The organism is Streptosporangium sp. NPDC002607 (assembly GCF_053592655.1).
In genome coordinates, this window is record NZ_JBSFWD010000008.1 from 136898 (window position 1) to 159272 (window position 22375).

Consider the following 22375-nt stretch of genomic DNA (forward strand, 5'->3'; position numbering starts at 1 on the left):
GCTGGACGAGATCGGGGTCGACGCCGGTAACCCTGATCCTGCCGATGACCTTGGCTTTCCTGTCCGGTCGCCGACGACAGCCAGGGCGGACCGTCGCTGTTCTCCTGCCGGCGTACTCATCCGAGCTCAACCCGGACGGGTGGGTGCGAAAGAGCGTCAAGCATGACCGGAGCGCCCCGCTTCTTGGCCGGCGGCGTCGAAAAGCTCAAGACCCCGACGCTGGGCGCGCCGCGGCGTCCATAGAAGACGCCCGCTCTGGTGTGGTCCTTCTTCGCCGATCCACATCCCACCTACATCGGCGATCGCCATTCCTGAGTCCAGGAACCTACGAACTGATTAGATCCTTCGAATACTAGATCTTGGCGGACGCCGGGAAATCATCATCAAGGATTTTCATATTTCTGTGCATATCCGCTTTTTTCGGCATAATTCAGCATTTGTCTGCCGGGGGAGTGTGGCGGAAACGGGCTCGGGAATTATTCGGGAGTACTGGCAACGCGAGATCCCTGGATGGCGACACACGCTGGATCTTGGGGGTGCACGGTGTTCGGATTGCGCGAGTTGGGCTCAGGCCTGGGTTACCGGGCCGAGCTCGCAGAGATGATCGACCAGCATGCCGACCGGATCGACTGGCTGGAAGTGATCACTGAGCACTTCCTGTTCGCCCCGGCCGACAGGCGGGAACGGTTGCGCGCGCTGGCCACCCGGTTCCCGATCGTGCCGCACGGGGTGGAGATGTCCATCGGGTCGGACCGCGAGGTCGACGGGGACTACCTTGAGGCGCTGGCGGCTCTGGTCGCCGAGGTCGACGCGCCGTGGTTCAGCGACCATCTCTGTTTCACCCGGACCGATCAGGTGGCGCTCGGGGTGCTCGTACCGCTGCCCCGCACCCGGGAGACGGCACGCCGGCTGGGACGCCGGGCGCAGAAGGTGCAGGACGCGGTGGGGGCGCCGTTCCTGCTGGAGAACATCACCTACTACGTGGATCTGGCCGGCCCGCTCAGCGAGGCGCAGTTCATCGCCGAGGTGATGGAGAACTGCGAGTGTCATCTGTTACTGGACCTGACCAATCTCGACATCAACGCCCGCAATCACGATTTCGATCCGCTGGAGTTCCTCGGCACCATCCCGGTGGAGCGGGTGGCGCAGGTGCACCTGGCGGGCGGTGAGGACTCAGACGACGGCGAGCCGTCCCTCGACACCCATGGTGAACCGGTACCGCCCCGGGTGTGGGGGCTGCTGGCCGAACTGGTGGGCCGCACCACCGTTCAGGCCACCCTGGTGGAACGGGACCGGAACTTCCCCGATGATCCGTACGAGCTGCTGGCGGAGGTCGACCGGGCCCGGACCCTCCTGGCAGGGAGCGTCTGATGGGCCTGCTGGAGGCCCTGGCCGCGGTGCTGACCCGCGAGGCCGAGCTGGCGACGTTGCGTGAGCACCCTGCCCGGCTGCGGCACCGTTACGGGCTGAGCGACGCCGAGCTGGCCATGCTGGCAGGCGCCTCCCCCGCGGGATTCCGGGTCACCGGCGAGAGCGTCCGCGGCAAGCTGGTACAGAAGGTGACGGCCTGCCTGCCCGCCACCGCCGCCGAGCTGAAGGCCCACCATCCGGAGCTGCTGGACGGGTTCGCCGCCGCCACCGTTCGCCGGCCGCGACCGGGCGAGGGGGTTGTGGATTCCGGGGAGGCCGGGCAACTGGTGATGTGGATCGACGGCCGGGTACCGGCGCCACTGGTTGACTTCGCCCGCTATGAACTGCTGTGCGGACAACTCGCCGGTGACCGGCGGGCCGCCCAGGCAGCCGGAGAACCGGTCCTCGCGCCGGACGGACCGGTACGTGGGATGCCCGGCGTCTCCCCCACCGTCCGGACCGCCTCCTTCGGTCACGACGTCACCGCCGAGGTGCCGCCCTCGCGACTGCCCGCCCGGCACACGTCGATCCTGCTGCAACGCCAGTGGGGTGAGCCGACCGTCCGGGTCTACCGGATCAACGACGCCACCGCCGCCCTGCTGAGCCGCTGCGACGGCACCCGGAACGTCGCGGAGGTGATCGCGGCGATCGGCGCCGACTCCGACCAGGTCACCGGCATGCTCACCCGGTTCGCGGCGGCCGGCGTGCTGAACCTCACCCCTGACCGTTACTGAGACGGCTCCTGGATGGCCATCTCCATCAGGCTCCGCGCCGACCTCACCGAGGTCACTCGAACGGCGCGGAAATCGGCCCGGCAACGGGTCGTCGAGCTGTGGCCCGCCCACAGCGGGTCACACTGTGAAAGGAAGCCCATGAGCACAGAGACACCGGTCGATGTCATCACCGATCAAACATTCGTGTTCGAGCCCATCGTCGATCTCACCTCCGACCAGGCACCGGACCACTGTGGTGGGAGCAGCTGCAGCCGATGTGGTCATTAGCCATAACCACGGCAACGGCTAGAAGAGGAGCGGGGCGTCGACAACCCCGCTCCTCTTCCAGTTGCCGTGGCCGGCCGGTTCACGTCCTGGGAGATCTCGTGGCCGAGTCCAGTACGCGGTTTCCCGGAAGTCGCCGGAACAAACAGAAATCGCGGGGAAATTGGCTTCGCCCATACCTACTTCAAGAATGAGAAAGCGAGCAATCAGATCCCTTGCCGCAAACGGTTCGCCTTATATCGTGCCTGGTGCCCATGGCCGCCAAGTGATTCACACTCGCGGCCATTCAGAGGAGGAACCCATGTACGGCAAGCGACAACTGATGGTTCTCGGTCCGGCGCTTCTCGCGGTCCTGGCCCTCGGACCGGTCTCGATCTCACCCGCCTCGGCCGCGCCGGATCCCGCGTCACCAGCGGTGAGCACCCTGCCGGCCAGGGTGACGGAGCCGACCCCACCGGCCAGGGACCCGAGGGGAGGGTACTGGAACGGCTACCGAGACGGCTACCGGGCCGCCGGCCAGGACTGCTCAAGGCCACGGGCTAAATCAGGAGAATTGCCCGGCCTCGCACTAAGAATAAGTGACTACGACAGAGGCTGGCTGGACGGCTACGACGACGGCTACGACAGGTTCTGCCGATAACCACGAACAAAACACCGAACGGCAGAACCGCGCGGTCAAACGCGTCTCACCGGTCGGACCGGCCGTGAACGAAGAAGCGGAGCTCCAGCCCAAGGACTTTCAGGGGCTGGAGCTCCGCTGTTCGCGTACTCTGCCGTCGCTCGCGAAATCCCCCTGACCAAAGGGCCGTTCGCCCCGATGCACGCGGGCACGAAACGGAGACCGGCGCCCCTCACGGCACGGCCACACCGGCCGTGATCGCGCGAGGGAGCGGGGCGGACCTCATCGGGGCATGCCCGGTCGCCCCCGAGGAACGGTTCCGAGGGACCCGGATCGCCATCGGCGCACCCGACGTTCCCATGCCCGTTCGTGGGTGCGGTGTCGCGGATCGGCACGCCGCCCGGGTGGATCCGCAGGTTCGGACCGCTCATCGCCGCATCAGGGACACAGTCGATCTTCGCTCACCCTGCCCAGGTCGACGCCCGCCTTTCCGGATCTTCTTCGTGAAGCCCCAGAAAACGGTCACCGTAGATCATTCACTCACTCAAGTGAACATCTCATTGCATTTAGTTAGATTTCCCTATATATATGCCTGCAGAGGTTAGACCTCTGGACGTCTGGCGAAGGGAACGACGTGGTCATCCGTGAGAACCTCGCGGCCAAGGTGGCGGCCGAGCTGCGTGTCTTCATCGCGGACGACCTTCAGCCGGGTGCGCAACTCCCCTCGGAGAAGGACCTGGCCGAGCGCTGGGGCGTGAGCCGCACCACCCTGCGTGAGGCGCTCTGGCTGCTGTGGAGTGAGGGCCTGCTGGTCAGGCGGTGGGGTGTGGGCACGTTCGTGGCCGACAGCTCCGAGCCGGTCGTGATCGGCTCCAGCTCGATCATCCCGATCCGGGACGCGATCCGTTCGGCCGGGCACGAGCCGACGGTGTCCTACGGCCGGGTCGAGCGGGTCGGCGCCGACGCCGAGGTCGCCCAGGCCCTCGCGCTGGACGGAGTGGCCACCGTGTGGCGGGTCGACCGGGTCTTCGACGTGGACGAGACCCCGGCGGTCTTCCTGCGCGACTACGTGCCCACCCGGCTCAACGGGCGCGAGCTCGACCTCACCCCGCTGACCGATGTGAACGTCGACCTGCTGACCCTGCTGTCGGGGATGGGACGGACCCGGGTCATCCGGATGGAGGTCCAGATGGAGGCCGCGGGAGCGAGCGGCGAGATCGCCACCCTGTTGAAGGTGGCCCCCGGCACTCCCCTGCTCCGCGCCGTGCAGTCCAGCTACAGCGAGACCGGGCACCCAGTGATCTTCAGCGACATTCACTACCGGACGGACACGGTCCGACTGAGATTCGTCCGTACGGCGCGCACCTGACCGCCCCCGCTTTTCACGATTCACCTCAAGATCCACGGAGTCCTCATGTCCACGAGGCGTTTTCACCCGTTTTCAGTAGCTATGGGAGCCGTCGCGCTGTTCGCGCTTGCGGCCTGCGGCAGTAGCACCACCCCCACCACCGACGGCGGCACCGGGGCGAGCGCGGCGCCGGCGACGGTCCGCATCGCCACGAACAACTTCCTGCTCGGCACCCAGATGTGGGTGGCCCAGGAGAAGGGCTACTTCGCCGAGGAGAAGATCCAGGTGGAGTCGCAGATGTACCAGGAGGGCATCGACGGGGTGAAGGCCGTCGTCGCCGGCCAGGCCGATCTCGCGCCGGCGCTGGACTTCGCCGCGCTGAGCGCCGCCTCCGACAGGCTGCGGATCCTGGGCGCGATCGCCTCTCCGGCACCGGGCTTCCACAAGCTGGCCGTGACGAAGGGGATCTCCGACGCCAAGGACCTCGTCGGCAAGCGCATCGGCTACGTCGACGGCACCCTGGAGTCGTACGTGACCATGAAGTACCTGGAGCAGCAGGGCATCGCGCAGAGCGACGTCAAGCTCATGTCCATGCCCGGCCTGTTCGAGATCGTCGGCGCGCTGAAGACCGGCCAGCTCGACGCGGCCTGGATCTGGGCGAACGGCGTCGACCAGGCGACCGCCGACCCCAACATCACGATCATGACCGACGACAAGTCGGTGCGCCAGGTGCAGTCGATCTTCCTGGTCGGCGGGACCGACTTCGTGGCCAAGAACCCCGCCGCGGTCGAGGGCGTGCTGCGGGCGTACCAGAAGGCCACCGACCTGGTCACCGCCGACCCGGCCGAGGCCGCGCGGATCGTCGCGGCGGGCACCAAGGGTGACGTCAAGGCGCTGGAGACCGGCATCCCCGGCCAGGGCTACGGGCTCGGGCTCAGCAAGGGCCAGATGGAGCAGCTGGTCAACCTGCAGAAGTACCTGGTCGACCTCGGCAAGCTCACCGGCGTCACCGACGTCTCGCAGATCGTGGACCTCACCGCCATGCGGGCCGTGGCCGGAGAAAAGGTCGAGGTCGACAAGTGACCGGCGTCGGGCGGAACGAGGCCGTCTCGTTCCGCGACATCGGCATCGACTTCACCGGAGGCCGGGGGGACTGGGTCCTGCGGCACCTGGACCTGACCGTCGACACCGGTGAGTTCTTCGTGATCGTCGGCCCCAGCGGGTGCGGCAAGTCGACGCTGCTCCGCCTGATCGCGGGCATCGCCGACGCGACGGAGGGCGACGTCCGCACGCCCGAGGGGCCGGTCACCCGGCCGGGGGCGGACCGGGCGATGATCTTCCAGAACGTCGACGTGCCGCTGATGGAGTGGCTCACCGCCAAGCAGAACGTCGAGTTCGGCCTGCGCATGCAGGGCCGTCCCCGCGCGGAGCGCTCGGCCGTCGCCGACGACTACCTGCGCAAGGTCGGGCTGCAGAACGCCGCGGGCAAGTACCCGCACGAGCTGTCCGGCGGCATGAAGCAGCGGGTGCAGATCGCCAGGGTGCTGGCGGTCTCGCCGGGGATCGTGCTGATGGACGAGCCCTTCGCCGCCCTGGACGCCCAGACCAGGAAACTCCTCCAGCACGAGGTGTCGCGCCTGTGGCGGGAGGAGGTGCGGACGGTGATCTACGTGACCCACGACATCCGCGAGGCCGTACTGCTCGGACAGCGGATCGCGGTGATGTCCGCGCCACCGGTGTCGGGTATCAAGAGCATGTACCAGGTCGACCTGCCCTACCCGCGCGACGAGTTCTCCCCCGGATTCGTCGAGCTCGCCCGCCAGGTCGAGATCGACATCGAGGAGGAGGTGAACAAGCTGTGGGCCGACTCCGCCGTTCCTCGCTCTACTCGGTAGCCGCCGTGGTGGCGTTCGTCATCCTGTGGCAGCTGGCGACGCTCGGCACCGACCCGACGCTGTTCCCGCCGCCCACCACGGTGGCCGACGCCGCGGTCGAGCTGATCTCGAACGGCACGCTCGGCAGCGCGATCCTGATCAGCCTGCAGCGGGTCTTCCTGGGCTGGATCCTCGGATCGGTGATCGCGATTCCGCTCGGCATCCTCGCCGGGACCTCGCGGGTCGCCAGGGCCATCGTCGATCCGTTCATTCACTTCTTCCGGTTCGTCCCGGCACTCGCGCTGGTGTCGGTCTTCATTCTCTGGTTCGGCATCGGGGAGGCGTCGAAGGTCAACCTCGTCGCCTACTCGGCGGCGTTCATCGTGATGGTGAACACCGCCAGCGGCGCGGCCTCGGCGCACCCCGACAAGCTCAACGCGGCGCGCAGCATGGGCGCGGGCAGGGTCACCCTGCTGCGGGCCGTGGTGTTCCCCGCCACCGTCCCGCACATCTTCACCGGTATGCGGCTGGCGCTCGCCAACGCCTTCCTGGTGATCGTGGCGGCCGAGGCCCTCGCGACGCAGAACGGCATCGGCTTCCTCATCTGGAACGCGCGCACCTACTTCAGGACCGACCAGATCTTCGTCGGCATCCTGTGCTTCGGAATCCTCGGCTTCATCGTCGACCGGCTCTGGAAGCGCATCGGGTCGACGTTCCTGCGCCGTTACCTCTTCTCCGCGGGCGGCTACTGATGTCACAGCTAGGAGGACCAGTGCGTCCCAATGTCCTCGTCGTCTTCCTCGACGACCACGCCTCGTGGGCGCTGGGCTGTTACGGCAACTCGGAGGTGCAGACCCCGACGCTGGACTACCTGGCCGCCACCGGTGTGCGGATGGAGAACTCCTTCACCCCCACCCCGGTCTGCTCCCCCGGGCGCGCGGCCTTCCTGACCGGGAGGCTCTCCTCGCAGCACGGGGTGCACGACTACCTCAACGTGTGGGACCCGGAGGTGGACCGGCGCAACTGGATCGCCGACGAGCTGACCCTGCCGGAGATCCTGCGTGATCACGGGTACACCACGGGGCTGGCCGGCAAGTGGCACCTGGGCAGGTCGTTCGAGCGCGCCCCCGGTTTCGACTTCTGGTACGAGGTCGCCGACGAGCGCACGCACACCGAGCACCTCGACAGCCCCTGGGAGCACTCGCCCGCCTTCCGCGGCGGCTACAACCGGCACGGCGTCACCGACCGGGCGATCGACTTCCTGCGCGCCCGCGACGAGGAGAAGCCGTTCTTCCTGCACGTCGGCTACGTCGGCACGCACAGCCCGTGGGAGGGCCGCCCCGAGCGGCACGTGTCCCGCTACCGGCAGAGCACCTTCGCCGACGTTCCGGACGAGGCCACCTACCCCTTCGGGCGGATGGCCTCGGAGTCGCTGATGCCGAGCCGCAGGAACCGGCGGGAGGCGCTGGCCCAGTACTACGCCTCGGCCTCGGAGGTGGACGAGCAGGTCGGCCGGCTCATCGACGAGCTGGAGACCCAGGGCCTGCGCGAGAACACGCTGGTCGTCTACACCTCCGACCACGGCCTGAACATGGGGCACCACGGCATCTGGGGCAAGGGCAACGGCACCAAGCCGTACAACATGGTGGAGGAATCCATCCGGGTGCCGCTCATCCTGAACCGGCCGGGCGCGCTGCTCGGTGACCAGTCCAGGTCGGAGATGGTCACCCACTGCGACCTGTTCCAGACCATCCTGGAGCACACCGGCGTCTCCCTTCCCGAGGAGACGCTCGCCGAGCGCGACTACCCGGGCCGCAGCTTCGCCCCGCTGCTGGCCGGGGGGCACGTGGCCGAGTGGCCCGAGGAGGTGTACGGCGAGTACGGGAACCTGCGGATGATCCGCACCAGGACCCACAAGCTCACCCTGCGCTACCCGGACGGCCCCGCCGAGCTGATCGACCTGGTCGCCGATCCGCGCGAGACGGTCAACCTCTACGCGGACCCCCGGCACGCGGATCTCGTCGCCGACCTGACCGGGCGGGTGGAGAGATACTTCGGCCGGTACGAGGACCCGGTGAAGTCCGGGCTCCGGGTCACCGAGCTTCCCCAGCACAACGCGGAAGAGGTCTGGCGTTTCCCGGACACCGACAGCATCTGGTGGGAATGATCTCTCTCCCACCGGATGCCGTCGAGGGGTGGCCCCGTCTGCCCGGGGCCACCCCCTTGGCTTCATCGATCGAGACACCGCAGGGAGGAACGCGATGAGCGGACACTGCTGCGCGCCCGGCCGTAGCGGAGACGAGGACGGCCGTGAACCGCGGCCGGTGGCCGTCGCCCCCGCGCCCCGGCGGCCGAGCGGGCTCATCCGGCTGGACGGCGGCGCGTTCCGGATGGGGACCGACGACGCCGAGGGGTTCCCCGCCGACGGGGAGGGGCCGATCAGGACCGTGACGGTGCGGCCCTTCCTGCTGGCGCGCACCGCGGTGACCAACGCGCAGTTCGCGGCGTTCGTGAAGGCGACCGGATACGTCACGGACGCCGAGCGGTTCAACTGGTCCTACGTCTTCCACCTGCTGGTCGCGCCGGACCTCCGGAGGCGGGCGCCCTCCCCGGCCGAGACTCCCTGGTGGCTGGTGATCGAGGGCACCAGCTGGCAGGCGCCCCAGGGTCCCGGCAGCACGATCAACGGCCGGCAGGACCACCCGGTGGTGCACGTCTCCTGGCGGGACGCGGTGGCCTACTGTGCCTGGGCGGGCGGCAGGCTGCCGACCGAGGCCGAGTGGGAGTACGCCGCTCGGGGTGGCCTGGACCAGGCACGATACCCGTGGGGCGACGAGCTGACCCCGCGCGGGCAGCACCGCTGCAACATCTGGCAGGGCCGCTTCCCCACGCACAACACCGGAGCGGACGGCCATCTCGGCACCGCGCCGGTGAAGTCGTACCGGCCCAACGGCTACGGCCTGCACAACATGGTCGGCAACGCCTGGGAGTGGTGCGCGGACTGGTTCGGCACCGACCATCTCTCCCGGCCGCTTGAGGATCCTCGCGGACCCGAGACCGGAACCTCGCGGGTGATACGGGGCGGCTCCTACCTGTGCCACGACTCCTACTGCAACCGCTACCGGGTCGCCGCCCGGAGCTCCAACACCCCGGACAGCAGCTCGGGCAACACCGGCTTCCGCCTCGCCGCCGACCTGTGATCCGGCAGCCGGCGCGGTGGTGAACCTGTCATCGTCCGGCCCACGCCCCCGGTCGAATGGCCCCGATGCCCGCGGATGACCGGGAACGCCCGAGGCGGTCGCCCGGTGAGAGCCCCCCAAGGGCTTACGGTCCGCTTATGAGCCGAGGTCAGCGGGTTCCACGTCGCCCGCCGGCAGACGGAGACCTCGGTAAAGGTTTCCAACCCGATAGCGCAATGTATTGACGCGATAACCACACCAAAGCATAATTCCCCTCATGCATGCACAAACTTCCACAGAAGTGGGCAGTCGTGCTGCCCGCTGAGCGGCATGCGCGCATCGGGGAGGCACTGCGGATCTCCCGCGTCGTCAGCACCGACGACCTCGCGCACGAGCTCGGCGTGTCAGCGGAGACGATCCGCCGTGACTTCGTGGCGCTTGAGCGCCAGGGGAGGCTGTCGCGCGTGCACGGGGGCGCGACCATCACGCTCGGGCAGGCCGCCGGCGAGGAGGCCCCCTTCGCCGAACGCACCGGGACCGCCGCGGACGCCAAGACGCGCATCGGCCGTGCCGCCGCCGGGCTGGTGCACCCCGGCCAGACCGTGGTGATCGACGTGGGAACCACCGCCGTCCAGGTCGCCCGTGCCCTGCCGCTCGACTTCACCGGGACCGTGGCCACGTGTTCCCTGCTGGTCGCGGCGGAACTCTCCGAGCGGCCCGGCATCGAGGTCCTCGTCTGCGGGGGCAGGCTGCGCGGCGGAGACCTCGCGCTCTCGAACTCGGTGGCCCAGGCGTTCTTCGCGGACCTCAACCCGGACGTCGCGTTCCTCGGGTCGGGCGGCGTCGACGCCGCGGCCGGCCTGACCGACTACTACCTGGACGAGATCGCGGTCCGGAAGATCGTCCTCAGGAACGCGACGCGTTCGTACGTACTCGCCGACTCGAGCAAGTTCGGCCTGGTCGCCAGGCACCGGGTCGCCGAGCTGGGCGAGCTCGGCGGTCTCATCACCGAGGCGGAACCACCCTCCGGCATCCAGGACGCGATCACCCGCGGGGGCGGGGTGATGGTGCTCTCTTGAACGTTCTCCACCGTCGAAGGAGCCGGGCGGCGCGGCAACGCCACCCGGCTCGGACCAGCACGCCGATGCACCATCTGACAGGAAACACAGGAGTTGTAGGTCCATGACCCAGTATTCACCACCCGCGCCGGGCAATCAGGAGAGCGGCGCAAGTGTTGCGGAATTCGGTTACAAGCAGGCGATGAAGCGCGGCACCGGGCGTTTCGCCTCGTTCGCCGTGGCATTCGCCTTCGTCTCGATCGCCACCGGCATTTTCACCACCTACGGCTCGGTGCTGAACACCTCGGGCCCCGCGGGCATCTGGACCTGGCCGATCGTGATCGTCGGTCAGCTCGCCGTCGCGTTCATCTTCGGCTCGCTGGCCGCGCGCATCCCGGTGACCGGATACTCCTACCAGTGGATGTCCCGGCTGGCGAACCCCGTGCTCGGCTGGATCATCGGCTGGGTCTCGTTCTCGTTCCTCGCGGTCGTGGTCGTGGCGGTGGACTACACCATCGCCTCCACCGTGATGCCGGTGCTGCTCGGCTACGAGGGCACCGCGCTGAACGCCTGGGTGATCACCGGTGTGGTCATCATGTGCCAGGCGCTGCTGGTCGGGCTCTCCACGAAGTGGACCGAGCGGGTCAACAACTTCGCCGTGACGGCGGAGCTGATCGGCATGATCGCCCTCGTCCTGCTGCTGCTGATCGTGGGTTTCATCGCCAAGGAGGTCAACTTCGCCAACCTGTTCAGCACCGGCGCCATCCCGTCCGAGGGCTACCTCAGCATGGGCACGCTCACCTCGGCCGGTCCGTGGATGCTGGGCTTCCTGCTCGGCGCGTTCACGATCGTCGGTTTCGAGTCGGCGGCCAACCTCGCCGAGGAGACCAAGGACCCGGCCCGGGTCGTCCCCCGCGCCATGTGGCAGGCGGTTCTCGCCTCCGGTGTGCTCGGCTTCCTGTTCCTCGTCGCCGTCACCCTGCTCGCCGGCGACCCGGTCCAGCTGGCCAAGTCGGGAACCCCGGTCGCGGACGTGATCAGCCGGTCGCTCGGCCCCGTGGTGGGTACGGCGCTGCTCGTGCTGGTGGTCATCGCGATCTTCGCCTGCGGCATGGTGATCCTGATGACCGGCGTGCGGCTGGTCTGGGCGATGTCCCGCGACCAGCGCTTCCCCGGCTGGCAGGGCCTGCACAAGGTCTCCCCGCGCTTCGGCACCCCGCTGAACGCCACCGTCTTCATGTTCGTCATCGGCGAGCTGATCCTGGCGGTCTTCTCCACCCGGACCGACGCCCTCTTCGGCCTGTTCGCCGCCGCCACCCTGCTGCCGGCGATCATCTACACCGGAACCGTCATCATGTACGTGGTCAAGCGGAAGTCGCTGCCGCCGAGCAAGGGGTTCGACCTGGGTCGCTGGGAGATCCCGGTGATCGTCGTCGCGCTGATCTGGCTCGCGTTCGAGCTGCTGCTCTTCCGTGACGCCTCGTTCGTGGAGCCGTGGGTCTACGTGCTCATCATGCTCGCCATCGGCGCCGTGTACTTCGCCTACCTGCTGTTCACCAAGGGCACGAAGGGCCTGGTGATGCCGGACATGCACTCCATCGACGCGGAGCTGACCGCCGATGCCGCGGGGGCGGCCAAGGGCAGGCGCACGGAGGGGACCCACCGGCGGTGACCACGGTACTGGCGATAGACCAGGGAACATCCGGCACCAAGGCGATCGTCGTCGACGCCCGCGGCGAGGTGCTCGGCCTCGCCGAGGTCCCGGTCCGCCCCACCTACCTGCCCGGAGGCGGAGTCGAGCAGAACCCCAGGGAACTGCTCGACTCGGTACTCAACGCCGGCCGCCAGGCCGTCGCGCGGGCCGGGGTGCGGATCGACGCCGTCACGCTGGCGAACCAGGGCGAGACCGTCCTGGCGTGGGACCCCGTCACGGGCGAGCCCCTCTCGGCCGCCATCGTCTGGCAGGATCGCCGCTCGGAGGGCGTCTGCGCGGAGCTGGAGGAGTTCAAGGACCGGATCGCCGCGACCACCGGGCTGATCCTGGACCCGTACTTCTCCGCCCCAAAGATGGCCTGGCTGCGCCGGAACGTGACGGGTGAAGGGGTGGTCACCACCTCCGATTCCTGGATCATCCACCATCTGACCGGGGAGTTCGTCACGGATGTCGCCACGGCCAGCCGGTCGCTGGTCACCCGGCTCGACGACGCCGAGTGGGACCCGGAACTGCTGGAGCTGTTCGGGCTCGGCACCGAGCGCCTGCCGCGCATCGTCTCCTGTGACGAGGTGGTCGGCCACACCTCCGCGTTCGGCGGGAACGTCCCCGTCGGCGGGCTCGTGGTCGACCAGCAGGCCGCCCTGCTCGCCGAGAACTGCCTGAACTCCGGAGAGGCGAAGTGCACCTTCGGCACCGGCGCGTTCCTGCTGGCCAACACCGGCACCTCCGCCGCGCGCTCCACCGCCCACCTGGCCGCCTCGGTCGCCTGGCGAGTCCGGGGGGAGACCTCGTACTGCTTCGACGGCCAGGTCTACACGGCCGCCTCCGCCGTACGGTGGATCCAGGATCTCGGCTTCATCCGTAGCGCCGCGGACCTGGACGTGGTCGCGGCGGCGGACGCCGAGGGGGTGCTGTGCGTGCCGGCGCTGGCCGGCCTGGCGGCCCCCTGGTGGCGTCCCGACGCCAAGGCCTCGTTCTCCGGGCTGACCCTCTCCACCGGTTCCGGGCACCTCGTGCTCGCCGTACTGCAGGGGATCGCGGCGCAGGTCGCCGAGCTCGGCGACCTCGTCGCCGCCGACCTCGGGCAGCCGCTGACCCGGCTGCGGGTGGACGGCGGGCTCACCCGGAGCAGGGTCCTCATGCAGGCGGTCGCCGACCTGATGCGGATCCGGATCGACGTCTACCCCTCCCAGCACGCCACCCCGATGGGGGCGGTGGCGCTGGCCCGCGCCTCGCTCGACCCGTCGCTCTCCCTCGCGGACGCGGTCCACCCGTGGGAGCCCAGCACGACCTACGAACCCCGATGGTCCGCCGATCAGGCGGCCGACTTCCGCTCCCGCTGGGCGGAGGCGGTCAACGCCACCCTGGCGCGGGAGGGAACACGATGAACACCACGTTCGACGTGGCGGTGATCGGTGCCGGCATCGTCGGCTCGGCCATCGCCAGGAAGCTGGCCGGCTACGAGCTGAGCGTCGCGCTGCTCGACGCGCGCGACGACGTCGGTGACGGTACGAGCAAGGCGAACACCGCCATCCTGCACACCGGTTTCGACGCCAAGCCCGGCACCCTCGAATCCCGGCTGGTCGGTGAGGGCTACCACCTGCTGTCGGAGTACGCCGAGCTGACCGGCATCCCGGTCGAGCACACCGGGGCGCTGCTGGTGGCCTGGACCGCCGAGGAGCTCGACGCGCTGCCGGGCCTGCGCCGGAAGGCGGAGCAGAACGGGTACGGCAAGACGGAGATCGTCGGCCCCGAGGAGGTGTACCGGCAACTTCCCCACCTCGGGGAAGGCGCCCTGGGCGGTCTGACCGTTCCCGACGAGTCGATCATCTGCACCTGGACCACCAACCTCGCCCTGGCCACGGACGCGGTCGGCCGCGGCGTGACGCTGCTGCTGAACCGGGCGGTCACCTCGGTCGAGGACCTCGGCGACCGCACGGTGCTGCGCGCTTCCGGCGGGGATGTGCACGCCCGCTGGGTGGTCAACGCGGCCGGGCTCGGCGCCGACGTCATCGACCGGCTGTTCGGCCACGACCGTTTCACGGTCACGCCGCGCCGCGGCGAGCTGCTGGTCTACGACAAGCTCGCCCGCCCGATGGTCAACAAGATCATTCTGCCGGTGCCCAGCTCGCGCGGCAAGGGCGTGCTGATCAGCCCCACCGTCTACGGCAACGTGCTGCTCGGTCCCACCGCCGAGGACCTCGTCGACCGCACCGACACCGGGACCTCGGAGCAGGGAATCGAGTTCCTGCTGGGCAAGGGCGAGAAGCTGATGCCCGGCCTGCTGCTTGAGGAGGTCACCGCGACCTACGCGGGCCTGCGCGCGGCGAGCGACCACCCCGACTACCTCATCGAGGCCGACGCCGGGCGGCGCTACGTGCTGGCCGGCGGGATCCGCTCGACCGGCCTGACCGCCGGCATCGCCATCGCCGAGCACGTCGCCGACCTCGTCCGCGACGCCGGGCTGGCGCTCGTACCACGGGAGAACCTGCCGGAGCCGCCCCGCATGCCCAACCTCGGGGAGGCGTTCACCCGCCCGTACCAGGACGCCGCCCGGATCGCCGCCGACCCCGCCTACGGCAAGGTGGTCTGCTTCTGCGAGCGGGTGACCGCCGGTGAGATCCGCGACACCTTCCGGTCACCGATCCCACCGGCCACCCTGGAGGGGCTGCGCCGCCGTACCCGGGCGATGAACGGGCGCTGCCAGGGGTTCTTCTGCGGCGCCGAGATCAAGAAGCTGCTGGAGAGCAGGGGCGAGAGCGCCTGCGAGCAGCGCCACGCACCGCTGGAGGCCGGCCGATGACACCCGGCGACATCACCACCCTCACCCCTGCCGTCGTCATCATCGGCGCCGGCCCCTCCGGGCTGAGCGCCGCCCGTGAACTCGCGCCGAGGATCAACGGTGACGTCCTCGTCCTCGACCGGGAGAGCACGGCCGGAGGCATCCCCCGGCACAGCGACCATCCCGGCTACGGGATCAGGGACATGCGGCGCTTCATGAGCGGTCCCGCCTACGCCAGGAGGCTCGTCCGGCAGGCCGAGGCCGCCGGTGCGAAGATCCTGACGAACGCCACCGTGACGAACTGGGCCGGTGACCGGACGATCGAGGCCACCACCCCGCGGGGCCGCATCCGCGTCGAGGCGCGGGCCGTCATCCTGGCGACCGGTGCCCGGGAGCGCCCACGACCGGCCCGTCTCATCCCCGGAGACCGCGCCCACGGCGTCTACACCACCGGGCACCTGCAGAATCTCGTCCACCTGCAGCACGGGAAGGTCGGCAGGAGGGCCGTCGTCGTCGGCGCCGAGCTGGTCAGCTGGTCGGCCGCGCTGACCCTGCGCGAGGCCGGTTGCCGGACCGTCCTGATGACCACCGAGTATCCCCGGCCGGACTCCTACTCCCTGTTCAGCATCCCCGGCAGGATCCTCTTCCGTACCAGGGTCGCCACCCGCACCCGGGTGACGAAGGTCATCGGCCGGCCGGAACTGCGGGCCGTCGAGATCGAGGACCTCGACACCGGCGCCAGGCGGGTCGTCGAGTGCGACACACTCGTCCTCACCGGCGACTGGATCCCCGACCACGAGCTGGTACGCGCGGCGGGAATCACCATGGACCCCGGCACGAACGGCCCGCTGGTCGACAACGCGCTACGTACCGACAGGCCGGGCGTGTTCGCCGTGGGCAACCTGCTCCACCCGGTCGACACCGCGGACATCGCGGCGATCGACGGCGCCCATGTCGCGCGCTCCGTCATCGACTGGTTGCGCGGCAGGAGCGCGCCGGCCGAGCAGGTGCGTCTCGTCGCCGACGCGCCCTTCCGCTGGGTGGCGCCGGAGATCTTCCGTCCGGGGGATCCGGCCCCGGCCCGTCGCCGCCTGCTGCTGTGGAGCGACCGCTACATCCCGTTCCCCCGGATCGTCCTCAGGCAGGAGGGAAAAGTCATCGCACGGAAGCGGCTGTGGTGGCCGGCGGCACCCGGCCGGGTGTTCCGCATCCCGACGAGCGTCCTCAGCGCGGTCAGACCGGATGCCGGTCCGGTGCACATCGGCGTGGAGACCTGACACATCCCCAGCGAGCGGCCCCCGACCACACCGGTCGGGGGCCGCTCGCATGTGCAGGGTCATGTGCAGGGTGAGGGGACAGGCCGGCGTCATCCGTGGCGACGGATATGCCGAGGGTGTGGTCTGCGGGCCTGTACGGGGGTGAAGGTCAGAAGCGCAGCGAGGGCAGGTGGGGTGGGTGGGCGCCGTTGATGTCTGCGGCACTGCCCGGGGTGAACGGAATCTCTCGGAGCACCGTCTCCCACTACCTTGATGACTGTCGGTGGCAGGCCGTCTACCCAGGCCGAGGCGTCTATGCGACTTTTACCGGACCGTTGAGCCGAACCGCTGAGCTGTGGGCCACGGTTCTCGCCTGCGGGACAGGCGCGGCCTCCGAGCGCGAGTTCTTCAAGCTGGTCAGGGAACGCAAGAAGCACGGGTGATCGATCCCGTCCGGCACCCGGTGACGAGTGCGGGACGCCGAGGTACGCGGCCGGTGGGCCACGTACAGAATGTCGGTTATGGAAGCCCGAATCGCGATAGCCCCGTCCCCGGAGGCGGGGGCGGCCTACGACCGTCCCAACTCCCCCGGCCTCGACCGCCTGCGCCTTGAGGTCGAGGAGGCCGTGTCCGGCGGCGGTGGCGTCAATGTCCCGCTCGCCGAGGCGAACGGCCTGGTGTGGCTCATCCCCGGTGAGCCGGAACTGCTCCGCTCGGCTCTGGACGCCCACCCCCGGATCAACTGGGTGCAGTTCCCCTGGGCGGGGGTGGAGAGATTCACCGCGTCCGGCGTGCTCGACCGGCCGGTGGCCTTCAGCTGCGCCAAGGGGTCGTTCGCCGGGCAGGTCGGCGAGCACGCGCTCATGCTGATGCTGGCCTGCCTGCGCAACCTCGCCCGGCAGGCGCGCACACCCCGCTGGTGTTCGGTCGATCCCGTCTCCCTGCACGACCGGCGGGTGACGATCCTCGGCGGCGGCGGTGTAGCGACCGAGCTCATCCGGCTCCTGCGGCCGTTCGGGTGCCGGATCCGGGTGATCCGCCGCCGGGCGGAGAGCATCGAGGGCGCCGAGCAGACGCTGCCGCCCGAGGCCCTGCCCGCCGTGCTTCCGGAGACCGACATCCTGGTACTGGCCCTCGCCCTGACGCCGGAGACGACCCACGTCATCGGTGCCACCGAGCTGGCCCTGCTGCCGGCGCACGCCGTCGTCGTCAACGTCGCCCGCGGCGCGCACGTCCAGACCGACGCGCTCGTCGAGGCCCTCCGCGCCGGGACGATCTCCGCCGCCGGGCTGGACGTGACGGACCCGGAACCGCTCCCCGAGGGGCACCCGCTCTGGGCCGAGGACAGGGTGCTCATCACCTCGCACTGCGCCGACTCCGCCGAGTACGTCACCCGGATGTTCTGCGAGCGGGTCGAGCGCAACGTACGCAACCTGCGGGCGGGCCTTCCGCTGGAGGGGGTCATCGATCCCGCCGCGGGATACTGACGGGCTCCGCGATCGCCTGCGTCCCGGACCGCGGAACCGGCATCGCGGTGGATCGGGAGCGAGGAAAGCGATAGGTTCGCCCGCATGCCGGAAGAGCCGTCACGCGTGCTGGCAGGCCGGTACCTCCTGCGGGCCCCTCTCGGGGAAGGCGGCATGGGCGTCGTCTGGCGGGCCAGGGACGAGCTGCTCCACCAGACCGTCGCGGTCAAGGAGATGCGGCCACCCGCCGGGCTGCCCGCCGAGGACCGCGAGCGACTGCTGCTGCGGACGCTCCGCGAGGCCCGTACCGCGGCGACGCTGAGGGGCCACCCCGGCATCGTCACCGTCTACGACGTGGTCGAGGAGGACGGCCGTCCGTGGATCGTCATGGAGCTGGTCGAGGGACCGTCCATGGCGGAGGTGCTCAGGGCGGAGGGGCGGCTGGCCGAGGCCAGGGTCGCGGAGATCGGGCTGCGGGTGATCTCCGCGTTGGCCGCGGCGGAGGCGGCGGGGATCGTGCACCGCGACGTCAAGCCCGCCAACATCCTGCTCAGGGGCGACCGGGCCGTGCTGACCGACTTCGGGATCGCGGCGGCGGTGCACGACACCACGGATCTGACCGGTGCCGGGCAGTTGCTCGGCACGATCCCCTACCTCGCGCCGGAACAGCTCGGCGGCGAGCGCGCCTCGGCCGCCTCCGACCTGTGGGCGACGGGCGTGACGCTGTACGAGGCCGTGGAGGGCCGCAGGCCGTTCGAGCGGGAGAGCCCGATGGCCACGATCGCGGCGATCATCAGCCACCCGGCGGCGCCGGCCCGGTACACGGACCGGCTCGGTCCGGTCATCGAGGGCCTGCTCAGGAAGGATCCCGCCGAGCGGCTGACGGCCGGCCAGGCCGAGGCGCTGCTCGCGCCGGTGGCCGCCGGAGCCGCACCGGACCGGGTGGACGCGCGTTCGCCGGAGGACGGACGTTCCTGGCAGATCCCAGGTCCGACCGGGTACGCCGAACCCGCCTGGCAGGCCCCGGGTCCGGCCGAAGGCGGCGGACGGGCCGGGAGCGCCACCCCGGCCGGGACCGGGCCGACCTCTTCGAGCGATCATGCCCGGTCCGGCGCCTCCCGGTGGCCTCGCCCCCAGGTGATGGTGGCCGCGGGGGCGGCTGTGCTGGCGGTCGCCGTGGCCGCCGCGGTGATCTGGGGAGTCCAGGGCGGCTCCGCCACGCCGGAGAGCGCCGGAACGCCCGGTCCCGGCGCAGGTTCGACGGCCCCCACGGGCTCCGGCCAGGACCCGCCGTCCTCCCCGGTACCTGGCTCGCTGCCGCGCGGCTTCACACTCCACAAGGATTCCCGTGGATTCTCCATCGCGGTGCCCGACGGCTGGACCAAGGACGAGGCCGAGGACCAGGTGAGCTGGAGCCGGCCGGAAAGCTCGATCCTCTCCTCGTCCTCCTGGTACCTGGGAGCCTTCGCGAACCTCAGCCGGAAGGAGACCCGGGCCCCTGCCGCCATCCTCGACGAGCTGCGCGACGCGCTCAGGAAGGACACGTTCGCGCCCGACTCCTACCGGGAACTCGTCCGGCGCCCGATCTCCTTCGCCGGGGGCGACGGTGCCGAGCTGGAGTTCGGCTTCGCGCACAAGGACGCGTCGGGCATGCCCTTCCGGCTGTACGCTCGATGCGTCATCCGTGACTCCGGCGGCGTCGGGATGTTCTGGTTCTTCGCACCCGCCGGGCAGTGGGCCGAGGCCAGCCGGCACGTCGACACGTTCGTGGAGACCTTCCGGCTCGACTAGGCGCTTCCGGCCGGCGGTGTGTCGCCCCCGCGCTGCCCGGCTCCCGGAGATGGCGCCGGTAGGCCGCCGTGACCGGGAGAACGGTCCCGCGACCGGATCAGTGGCCCTGGCCCGCGCCGATCACCTGCGCGGCGCCGAGGTAGCCGGCGAGCAGGCTCTCGGCGAGCGCCCGCACCGTGTCGTCTCCGGGCAGGAAGTACGGGCTGTGCAGCCCCGCCTCCGTGTCGGTGCCCACGAACAGCATCAGCGACGGCACGACCGACGCGAAGTGGGCGAAGTCATCGGCACCGCAGGAGCGCAGCGTGGCGGGCATGTGGTGGGCGGCGTCGACGAGGATGCAGCCGGTCTCCTCGGCGAGGCGGGCGTCGTTGACGAGCACCGGATCCCCGTAGATGATCCGCACCTCCGCCTCGCAGCCGTAGGCGCGGGCGACCCCCTCGGCGAGCTCGTGGAAGCGCTGGTGCAACCGGCGGCGCCAGGACTCCGACATCGTCCGGATGGTGCCGCGGGCGGCGGCCTGCTCTGGAATCGCGTTCGGAGCGGTGCCCGCCATCACGGTCCCGAAGGTGACCACCGTCGGCGTCATCGGGTCGGCGTCGCGGCTGACCAGTTGCTGGGCGGCCACGATGACCTGGGCGAGTGCCAGGATCGGGTCGCGGGCCAGGTGGGGATAGGCCGCGTGCCCGCCCTGCCCCCTGACGATGACGGTGAACTGGTCCGCGGAGGCGTTGACCGCGCCGGGAGTGCAGGCCGTCTGACCGGCTTCGAGCACCGGCTGGACGTGTGCCGCGATCATGGCGCCGATCTGGTTCCGCTGGAGCGCGCCCGACTCGACGATGTCACGGGCGCCGGAGGGGGGACCCTCCTCGCGGGGCTGCAGCACCGCGACCATCGGCGCCGGCGCCTTCACGTGGTCGATCGCCCTGGTCAGCGCGACCAGGGCGGCGAGGTGGACGTCATGGCCGCAGGCGTGCATGGCACCGTTCCGCGAGGCCCAGGGCACCCCCGTCTCCTCGGAGATCGGCAGGGCGTCCAGCTCTCCGCGCACCCCGACGGCCAGGCCGTCGCCGCCGACCCGCAGGAGCGCGCCGGTCCCGGCCACCCGCTCCATCGCGCTGCCCTCGGGCAGCGCGTCCAGCACCCGTTTGAGCGTCGGCTCCTCCTGGCCGGACAGGCACGGCTCGGCGTGCAGTTCCCGCCGCAGCCGGAAGGCGGCGGGCAGCTCGGCGTGGAGCGCGTCGCGGAGCCGCGCGCCGATCTCGTTCACGGTCTCTCCCCGAGCCCGCGGGGGTGGCCGGCCCTCATGCGCCCTCCCCGCCGAGCGCGCGGGCCACGGCCGGACCGACGCCCCCGCTCACGCCGTCGACCACGGCGATCCCGCCGGACGGGTGCGAATCCATCAAAGACTCCTCTGTGGTCGGCAGGCCCGGCCATCGGGCATGACAAGGCTCGTCATACCCTTCTGAACCTCCTGAAGCACTCGAACCGCCGGTGGGAGCCCGGCGATTCGGGTGGACACGGCGGGTCAACCCGTGAGGCGAGGATCCCTGGGCGGGCCACCGACCGCCTCACCGTCCGCACCATCTGTCACGACACCATCTGTCACGACACCGCCTGTCACGACGCCCGCACGCCCGGCCCGGATGCCGTACGCGAGGGTGACCGCGACGATGGCGAGCGGGAAGGCGGTGGCGACGAGAATGCCGGTGCGCAGACCCGAACCGCCGTCGTCGGGAAGCACGGCCGACAGATCGCCCAGCAGCCCGGTGGCCGCGGCGGAGGCGTCCGCGGCGGCTCCGGCGATCCAGGGACCGGCCGCGCCGCCGGCGTCGCCGAAGACGGCCAGCACGCCGAACATGGCCGCGCCGCCGAGGGGGAAGCGGGCCGCGGCGAGGCTGAAGGTCCCCGGCCACAGCAGGCTGACGGCCAGGCCGCACACCGCGCAGCCGACGAGGCTGACCACCGGGTCGGCGGACAGGCAGGCCACCAGGTAACAGACGGCCGCCAGCGCACCGCACGACGTCATGGCCGGTACCAGCGGGATCCGCTCGCCCCACAGGCCGTAGACGATGCGTCCGATGCCCATCAGGACCGCGAACAGGCACGGACCCGCCAGGTCACCCCAGACCTTCGAGACCCCCAGGCCCTCCTCCGCGAAGAGGGAGGACCACTGCGACATGGTCAGCTCGGCCGCGCCGGCGCAGAGCATCAGCACGACGGCCGCGGCGAAGGCGGGGGCGCGGAAGAGTTCCCGCAGTGCGGTGCGGTGCTCGTCGGGGACGGTCGCGGGCAGCGGCACCCTCAGGAAGGCCACCATGTTGACCAGCGGGACGAGTGCCCAGGCGACGGGCAGGACCTGCCAGGCGCCCTGGCCGATCCAGGCCAGCAGCAGGGTGCTGCCCGCCACCACCGCGACCTGTCCCCAGCAGTAGAAGGAGTGCAGCAGGCTCATCGCCGCGGCCTTGCCCTCCTGCGGGCTGGGCAGCGCGTCCACGACGGGGCTGACGAGCACCTCCAGCAGACCGCCGCCGACGGCGTAGACGACGATCGCGACACACAGTCCCAGGTACGGGGAGGGTGACAGCTCCGGGGCCACCGCCAGCGACACCAGCCCCATCGCCGACAGGACATGGGCCAGCACCAGCGGGATGCGGTAACCGGTCCGGTCCACGAACTTCACGGCCACGATGTCGGTGACCAGCTGGGTGGCGAAGTTGAGCAGCACCAGCCGCCCGAGCATCTCCAGCGGCAGCTGGTAGCGGGTCTGGAACACGATGAACAGCAACGGGGCCAGGTTGTTGACGATCGCCTGGGTGACGTACCCGGTGTAACAGGCGCGACGGGTGTGGTCGTACGTGGTCATGGGCGATGCGCGTCTCT

General features: G+C 70.2%; 18 protein-coding genes. 16 read left to right on the forward strand and 2 right to left on the reverse strand.

Annotated features, from left to right (window positions below; genetic code table 11):
• Positions 1 to 552 precede the first annotated feature (552 nt).
• The 16 genes from ACWD3H_RS12125 to ACWD3H_RS12200 all read left to right on the forward strand — a co-directional run bounded on the left by ACWD3H_RS12125 (position 553) and on the right by ACWD3H_RS12200 (position 19495).
• Positions 553 to 1371 carry a DUF692 domain-containing protein gene (locus ACWD3H_RS12125; protein WP_451954964.1) on the forward strand — a complete coding sequence of 273 codons (819 nt, stop codon included), beginning with the start codon at positions 553 to 555 and terminating at the stop codon, positions 1369 to 1371.
• A complete protein-coding gene (locus ACWD3H_RS12130) occupies positions 1371 to 2144 on the forward strand; it encodes a hypothetical protein (protein ID WP_451954965.1) in 774 nt (257 codons plus the stop codon). Before ACWD3H_RS12125 ends, ACWD3H_RS12130 begins: the two co-directional genes overlap by 1 nt.
• Positions 2145 to 2709: 565 nt before the next feature.
• The gene (locus ACWD3H_RS12135; RefSeq protein ID WP_350966070.1) at positions 2710 to 3048 is read left to right on the forward strand and encodes a hypothetical protein; all 339 of its coding nucleotides are present in this window, start codon (positions 2710 to 2712) and stop codon (positions 3046 to 3048) included.
• A 613-nt stretch (positions 3049 to 3661) separates the two neighbouring features.
• The gene (locus ACWD3H_RS12140; protein WP_451954966.1) at positions 3662 to 4396 is read left to right on the forward strand and encodes a GntR family transcriptional regulator; all 735 of its coding nucleotides are present in this window, start codon (positions 3662 to 3664) and stop codon (positions 4394 to 4396) included.
• 81 nt (positions 4397 to 4477) lie between these two features.
• Entirely contained in the window at positions 4478 to 5458 is a 981-nt protein-coding gene (locus ACWD3H_RS12145) for an ABC transporter substrate-binding protein (protein ID WP_451954967.1), read from the forward strand.
• The gene (locus ACWD3H_RS12150; RefSeq protein WP_451954968.1) at positions 5455 to 6270 is read left to right on the forward strand and encodes an ABC transporter ATP-binding protein; all 816 of its coding nucleotides are present in this window, start codon (positions 5455 to 5457) and stop codon (positions 6268 to 6270) included. Before ACWD3H_RS12145 ends, ACWD3H_RS12150 begins: the two co-directional genes overlap by 4 nt.
• A complete protein-coding gene (locus ACWD3H_RS12155) occupies positions 6234 to 7001 on the forward strand; it encodes an ABC transporter permease (RefSeq protein WP_451954969.1) in 768 nt (255 codons plus the stop codon). Before ACWD3H_RS12150 ends, ACWD3H_RS12155 begins: the two co-directional genes overlap by 37 nt.
• Before the next feature lie 20 nt (positions 7002 to 7021).
• The gene (locus ACWD3H_RS12160) at positions 7022 to 8416 is read left to right on the forward strand and encodes a sulfatase-like hydrolase/transferase (RefSeq protein ID WP_451954970.1); all 1395 of its coding nucleotides are present in this window, start codon (positions 7022 to 7024) and stop codon (positions 8414 to 8416) included.
• A 94-nt stretch (positions 8417 to 8510) separates the two neighbouring features.
• Positions 8511 to 9449, forward strand: coding sequence for a formylglycine-generating enzyme family protein (locus ACWD3H_RS12165; protein WP_451954971.1), 939 nt, complete (start codon positions 8511 to 8513; stop codon positions 9447 to 9449).
• Positions 9450 to 9709: 260 nt separating this feature from the next.
• The gene (locus ACWD3H_RS12170; RefSeq protein WP_451954972.1) at positions 9710 to 10507 is read left to right on the forward strand and encodes a DeoR/GlpR family DNA-binding transcription regulator; all 798 of its coding nucleotides are present in this window, start codon (positions 9710 to 9712) and stop codon (positions 10505 to 10507) included.
• 103 nt (positions 10508 to 10610) lie between these two features.
• On the forward strand, positions 10611 to 12158 hold the full coding sequence (locus tag ACWD3H_RS12175; RefSeq protein WP_451954973.1) for an amino acid permease: 1548 nt from the start codon (positions 10611 to 10613) through the stop codon (positions 12156 to 12158).
• Entirely contained in the window at positions 12155 to 13588 is a 1434-nt protein-coding gene (locus ACWD3H_RS12180) for an FGGY family carbohydrate kinase (RefSeq protein WP_355548691.1), read from the forward strand. The genes ACWD3H_RS12175 and ACWD3H_RS12180 overlap by 4 nt, the downstream gene beginning before the upstream one ends.
• Positions 13585 to 15003 carry an FAD-dependent oxidoreductase gene (locus ACWD3H_RS12185; protein ID WP_451954974.1) on the forward strand — a complete coding sequence of 473 codons (1419 nt, stop codon included), beginning with the start codon at positions 13585 to 13587 and terminating at the stop codon, positions 15001 to 15003. Before ACWD3H_RS12180 ends, ACWD3H_RS12185 begins: the two co-directional genes overlap by 4 nt.
• A complete protein-coding gene (locus tag ACWD3H_RS12190) occupies positions 15000 to 16259 on the forward strand; it encodes an NAD(P)/FAD-dependent oxidoreductase (RefSeq protein WP_355621041.1) in 1260 nt (419 codons plus the stop codon). The genes ACWD3H_RS12185 and ACWD3H_RS12190 overlap by 4 nt, the downstream gene beginning before the upstream one ends.
• A 500-nt stretch (positions 16260 to 16759) precedes the next feature.
• On the forward strand, positions 16760 to 17725 hold the full coding sequence (locus tag ACWD3H_RS12195; RefSeq protein WP_451954975.1) for a D-isomer specific 2-hydroxyacid dehydrogenase family protein: 966 nt from the start codon (positions 16760 to 16762) through the stop codon (positions 17723 to 17725).
• A gap of 84 nt (positions 17726 to 17809) precedes the next feature.
• Positions 17810 to 19495: a protein kinase domain-containing protein gene (locus ACWD3H_RS12200; RefSeq protein ID WP_451954976.1), complete on the forward strand. Its 1686-nt coding sequence runs from the start codon at positions 17810 to 17812 to the stop codon at positions 19493 to 19495.
• Between the two features lie 97 nt (positions 19496 to 19592).
• On the opposite strand, the gene ACWD3H_RS12205 is transcribed toward ACWD3H_RS12200, so the two are convergent.
• Together ACWD3H_RS12205 and ACWD3H_RS12210 are read right to left on the reverse strand one after the other, a co-directional pair.
• Positions 19593 to 20762 carry a M20 metallopeptidase family protein gene (locus ACWD3H_RS12205; protein ID WP_451954977.1) on the reverse strand — a complete coding sequence of 390 codons (1170 nt, stop codon included), beginning with the start codon at positions 20760 to 20762 and terminating at the stop codon, positions 19593 to 19595.
• A 258-nt stretch (positions 20763 to 21020) separates the two neighbouring features.
• Positions 21021 to 22358, reverse strand: coding sequence for an MFS transporter (locus tag ACWD3H_RS12210; protein WP_451954978.1), 1338 nt, complete (start codon positions 22356 to 22358; stop codon positions 21021 to 21023).
• Positions 22359 to 22375: the final 17 nt, after the last annotated feature.

What these genes read in the sequence shown, in the direction of transcription:
- ACWD3H_RS12145 (WP_451954967.1), top strand. Translation starts at nt 4,478, where the DNA reads ATGGGAGCCGTCGCGCTGTTCGCGCTTGCGGCCTGCGGCAGTAGCACC.
- ACWD3H_RS12175 (WP_451954973.1), top strand. Translation starts at nt 10,611, where the DNA reads ATGACCCAGTATTCACCACCCGCGCCGGGCAATCAGGAGAGCGGCGCA.
- ACWD3H_RS12135 (WP_350966070.1), top strand. Translation starts at nt 2,710, where the DNA reads ATGTACGGCAAGCGACAACTGATGGTTCTCGGTCCGGCGCTTCTCGCG.
- ACWD3H_RS12165 (WP_451954971.1), top strand. Translation starts at nt 8,511, where the DNA reads ATGAGCGGACACTGCTGCGCGCCCGGCCGTAGCGGAGACGAGGACGGC.
- ACWD3H_RS12210 (WP_451954978.1), bottom strand. Translation starts at nt 22,358, where the DNA reads ATGACCACGTACGACCACACCCGTCGCGCCTGTTACACCGGGTACGTC.
- ACWD3H_RS12185 (WP_451954974.1), top strand. Translation starts at nt 13,585, where the DNA reads ATGAACACCACGTTCGACGTGGCGGTGATCGGTGCCGGCATCGTCGGC.
- ACWD3H_RS12195 (WP_451954975.1), top strand. Translation starts at nt 16,760, where the DNA reads ATGGAAGCCCGAATCGCGATAGCCCCGTCCCCGGAGGCGGGGGCGGCC.
- ACWD3H_RS12200 (WP_451954976.1), top strand. Translation starts at nt 17,810, where the DNA reads ATGCCGGAAGAGCCGTCACGCGTGCTGGCAGGCCGGTACCTCCTGCGG.
- ACWD3H_RS12190 (WP_355621041.1), top strand. Translation starts at nt 15,000, where the DNA reads ATGACACCCGGCGACATCACCACCCTCACCCCTGCCGTCGTCATCATC.
- ACWD3H_RS12130 (WP_451954965.1), top strand. Translation starts at nt 1,371, where the DNA reads ATGGGCCTGCTGGAGGCCCTGGCCGCGGTGCTGACCCGCGAGGCCGAG.
- ACWD3H_RS12170 (WP_451954972.1), top strand. Translation starts at nt 9,710, where the DNA reads ATGCACAAACTTCCACAGAAGTGGGCAGTCGTGCTGCCCGCTGAGCGG.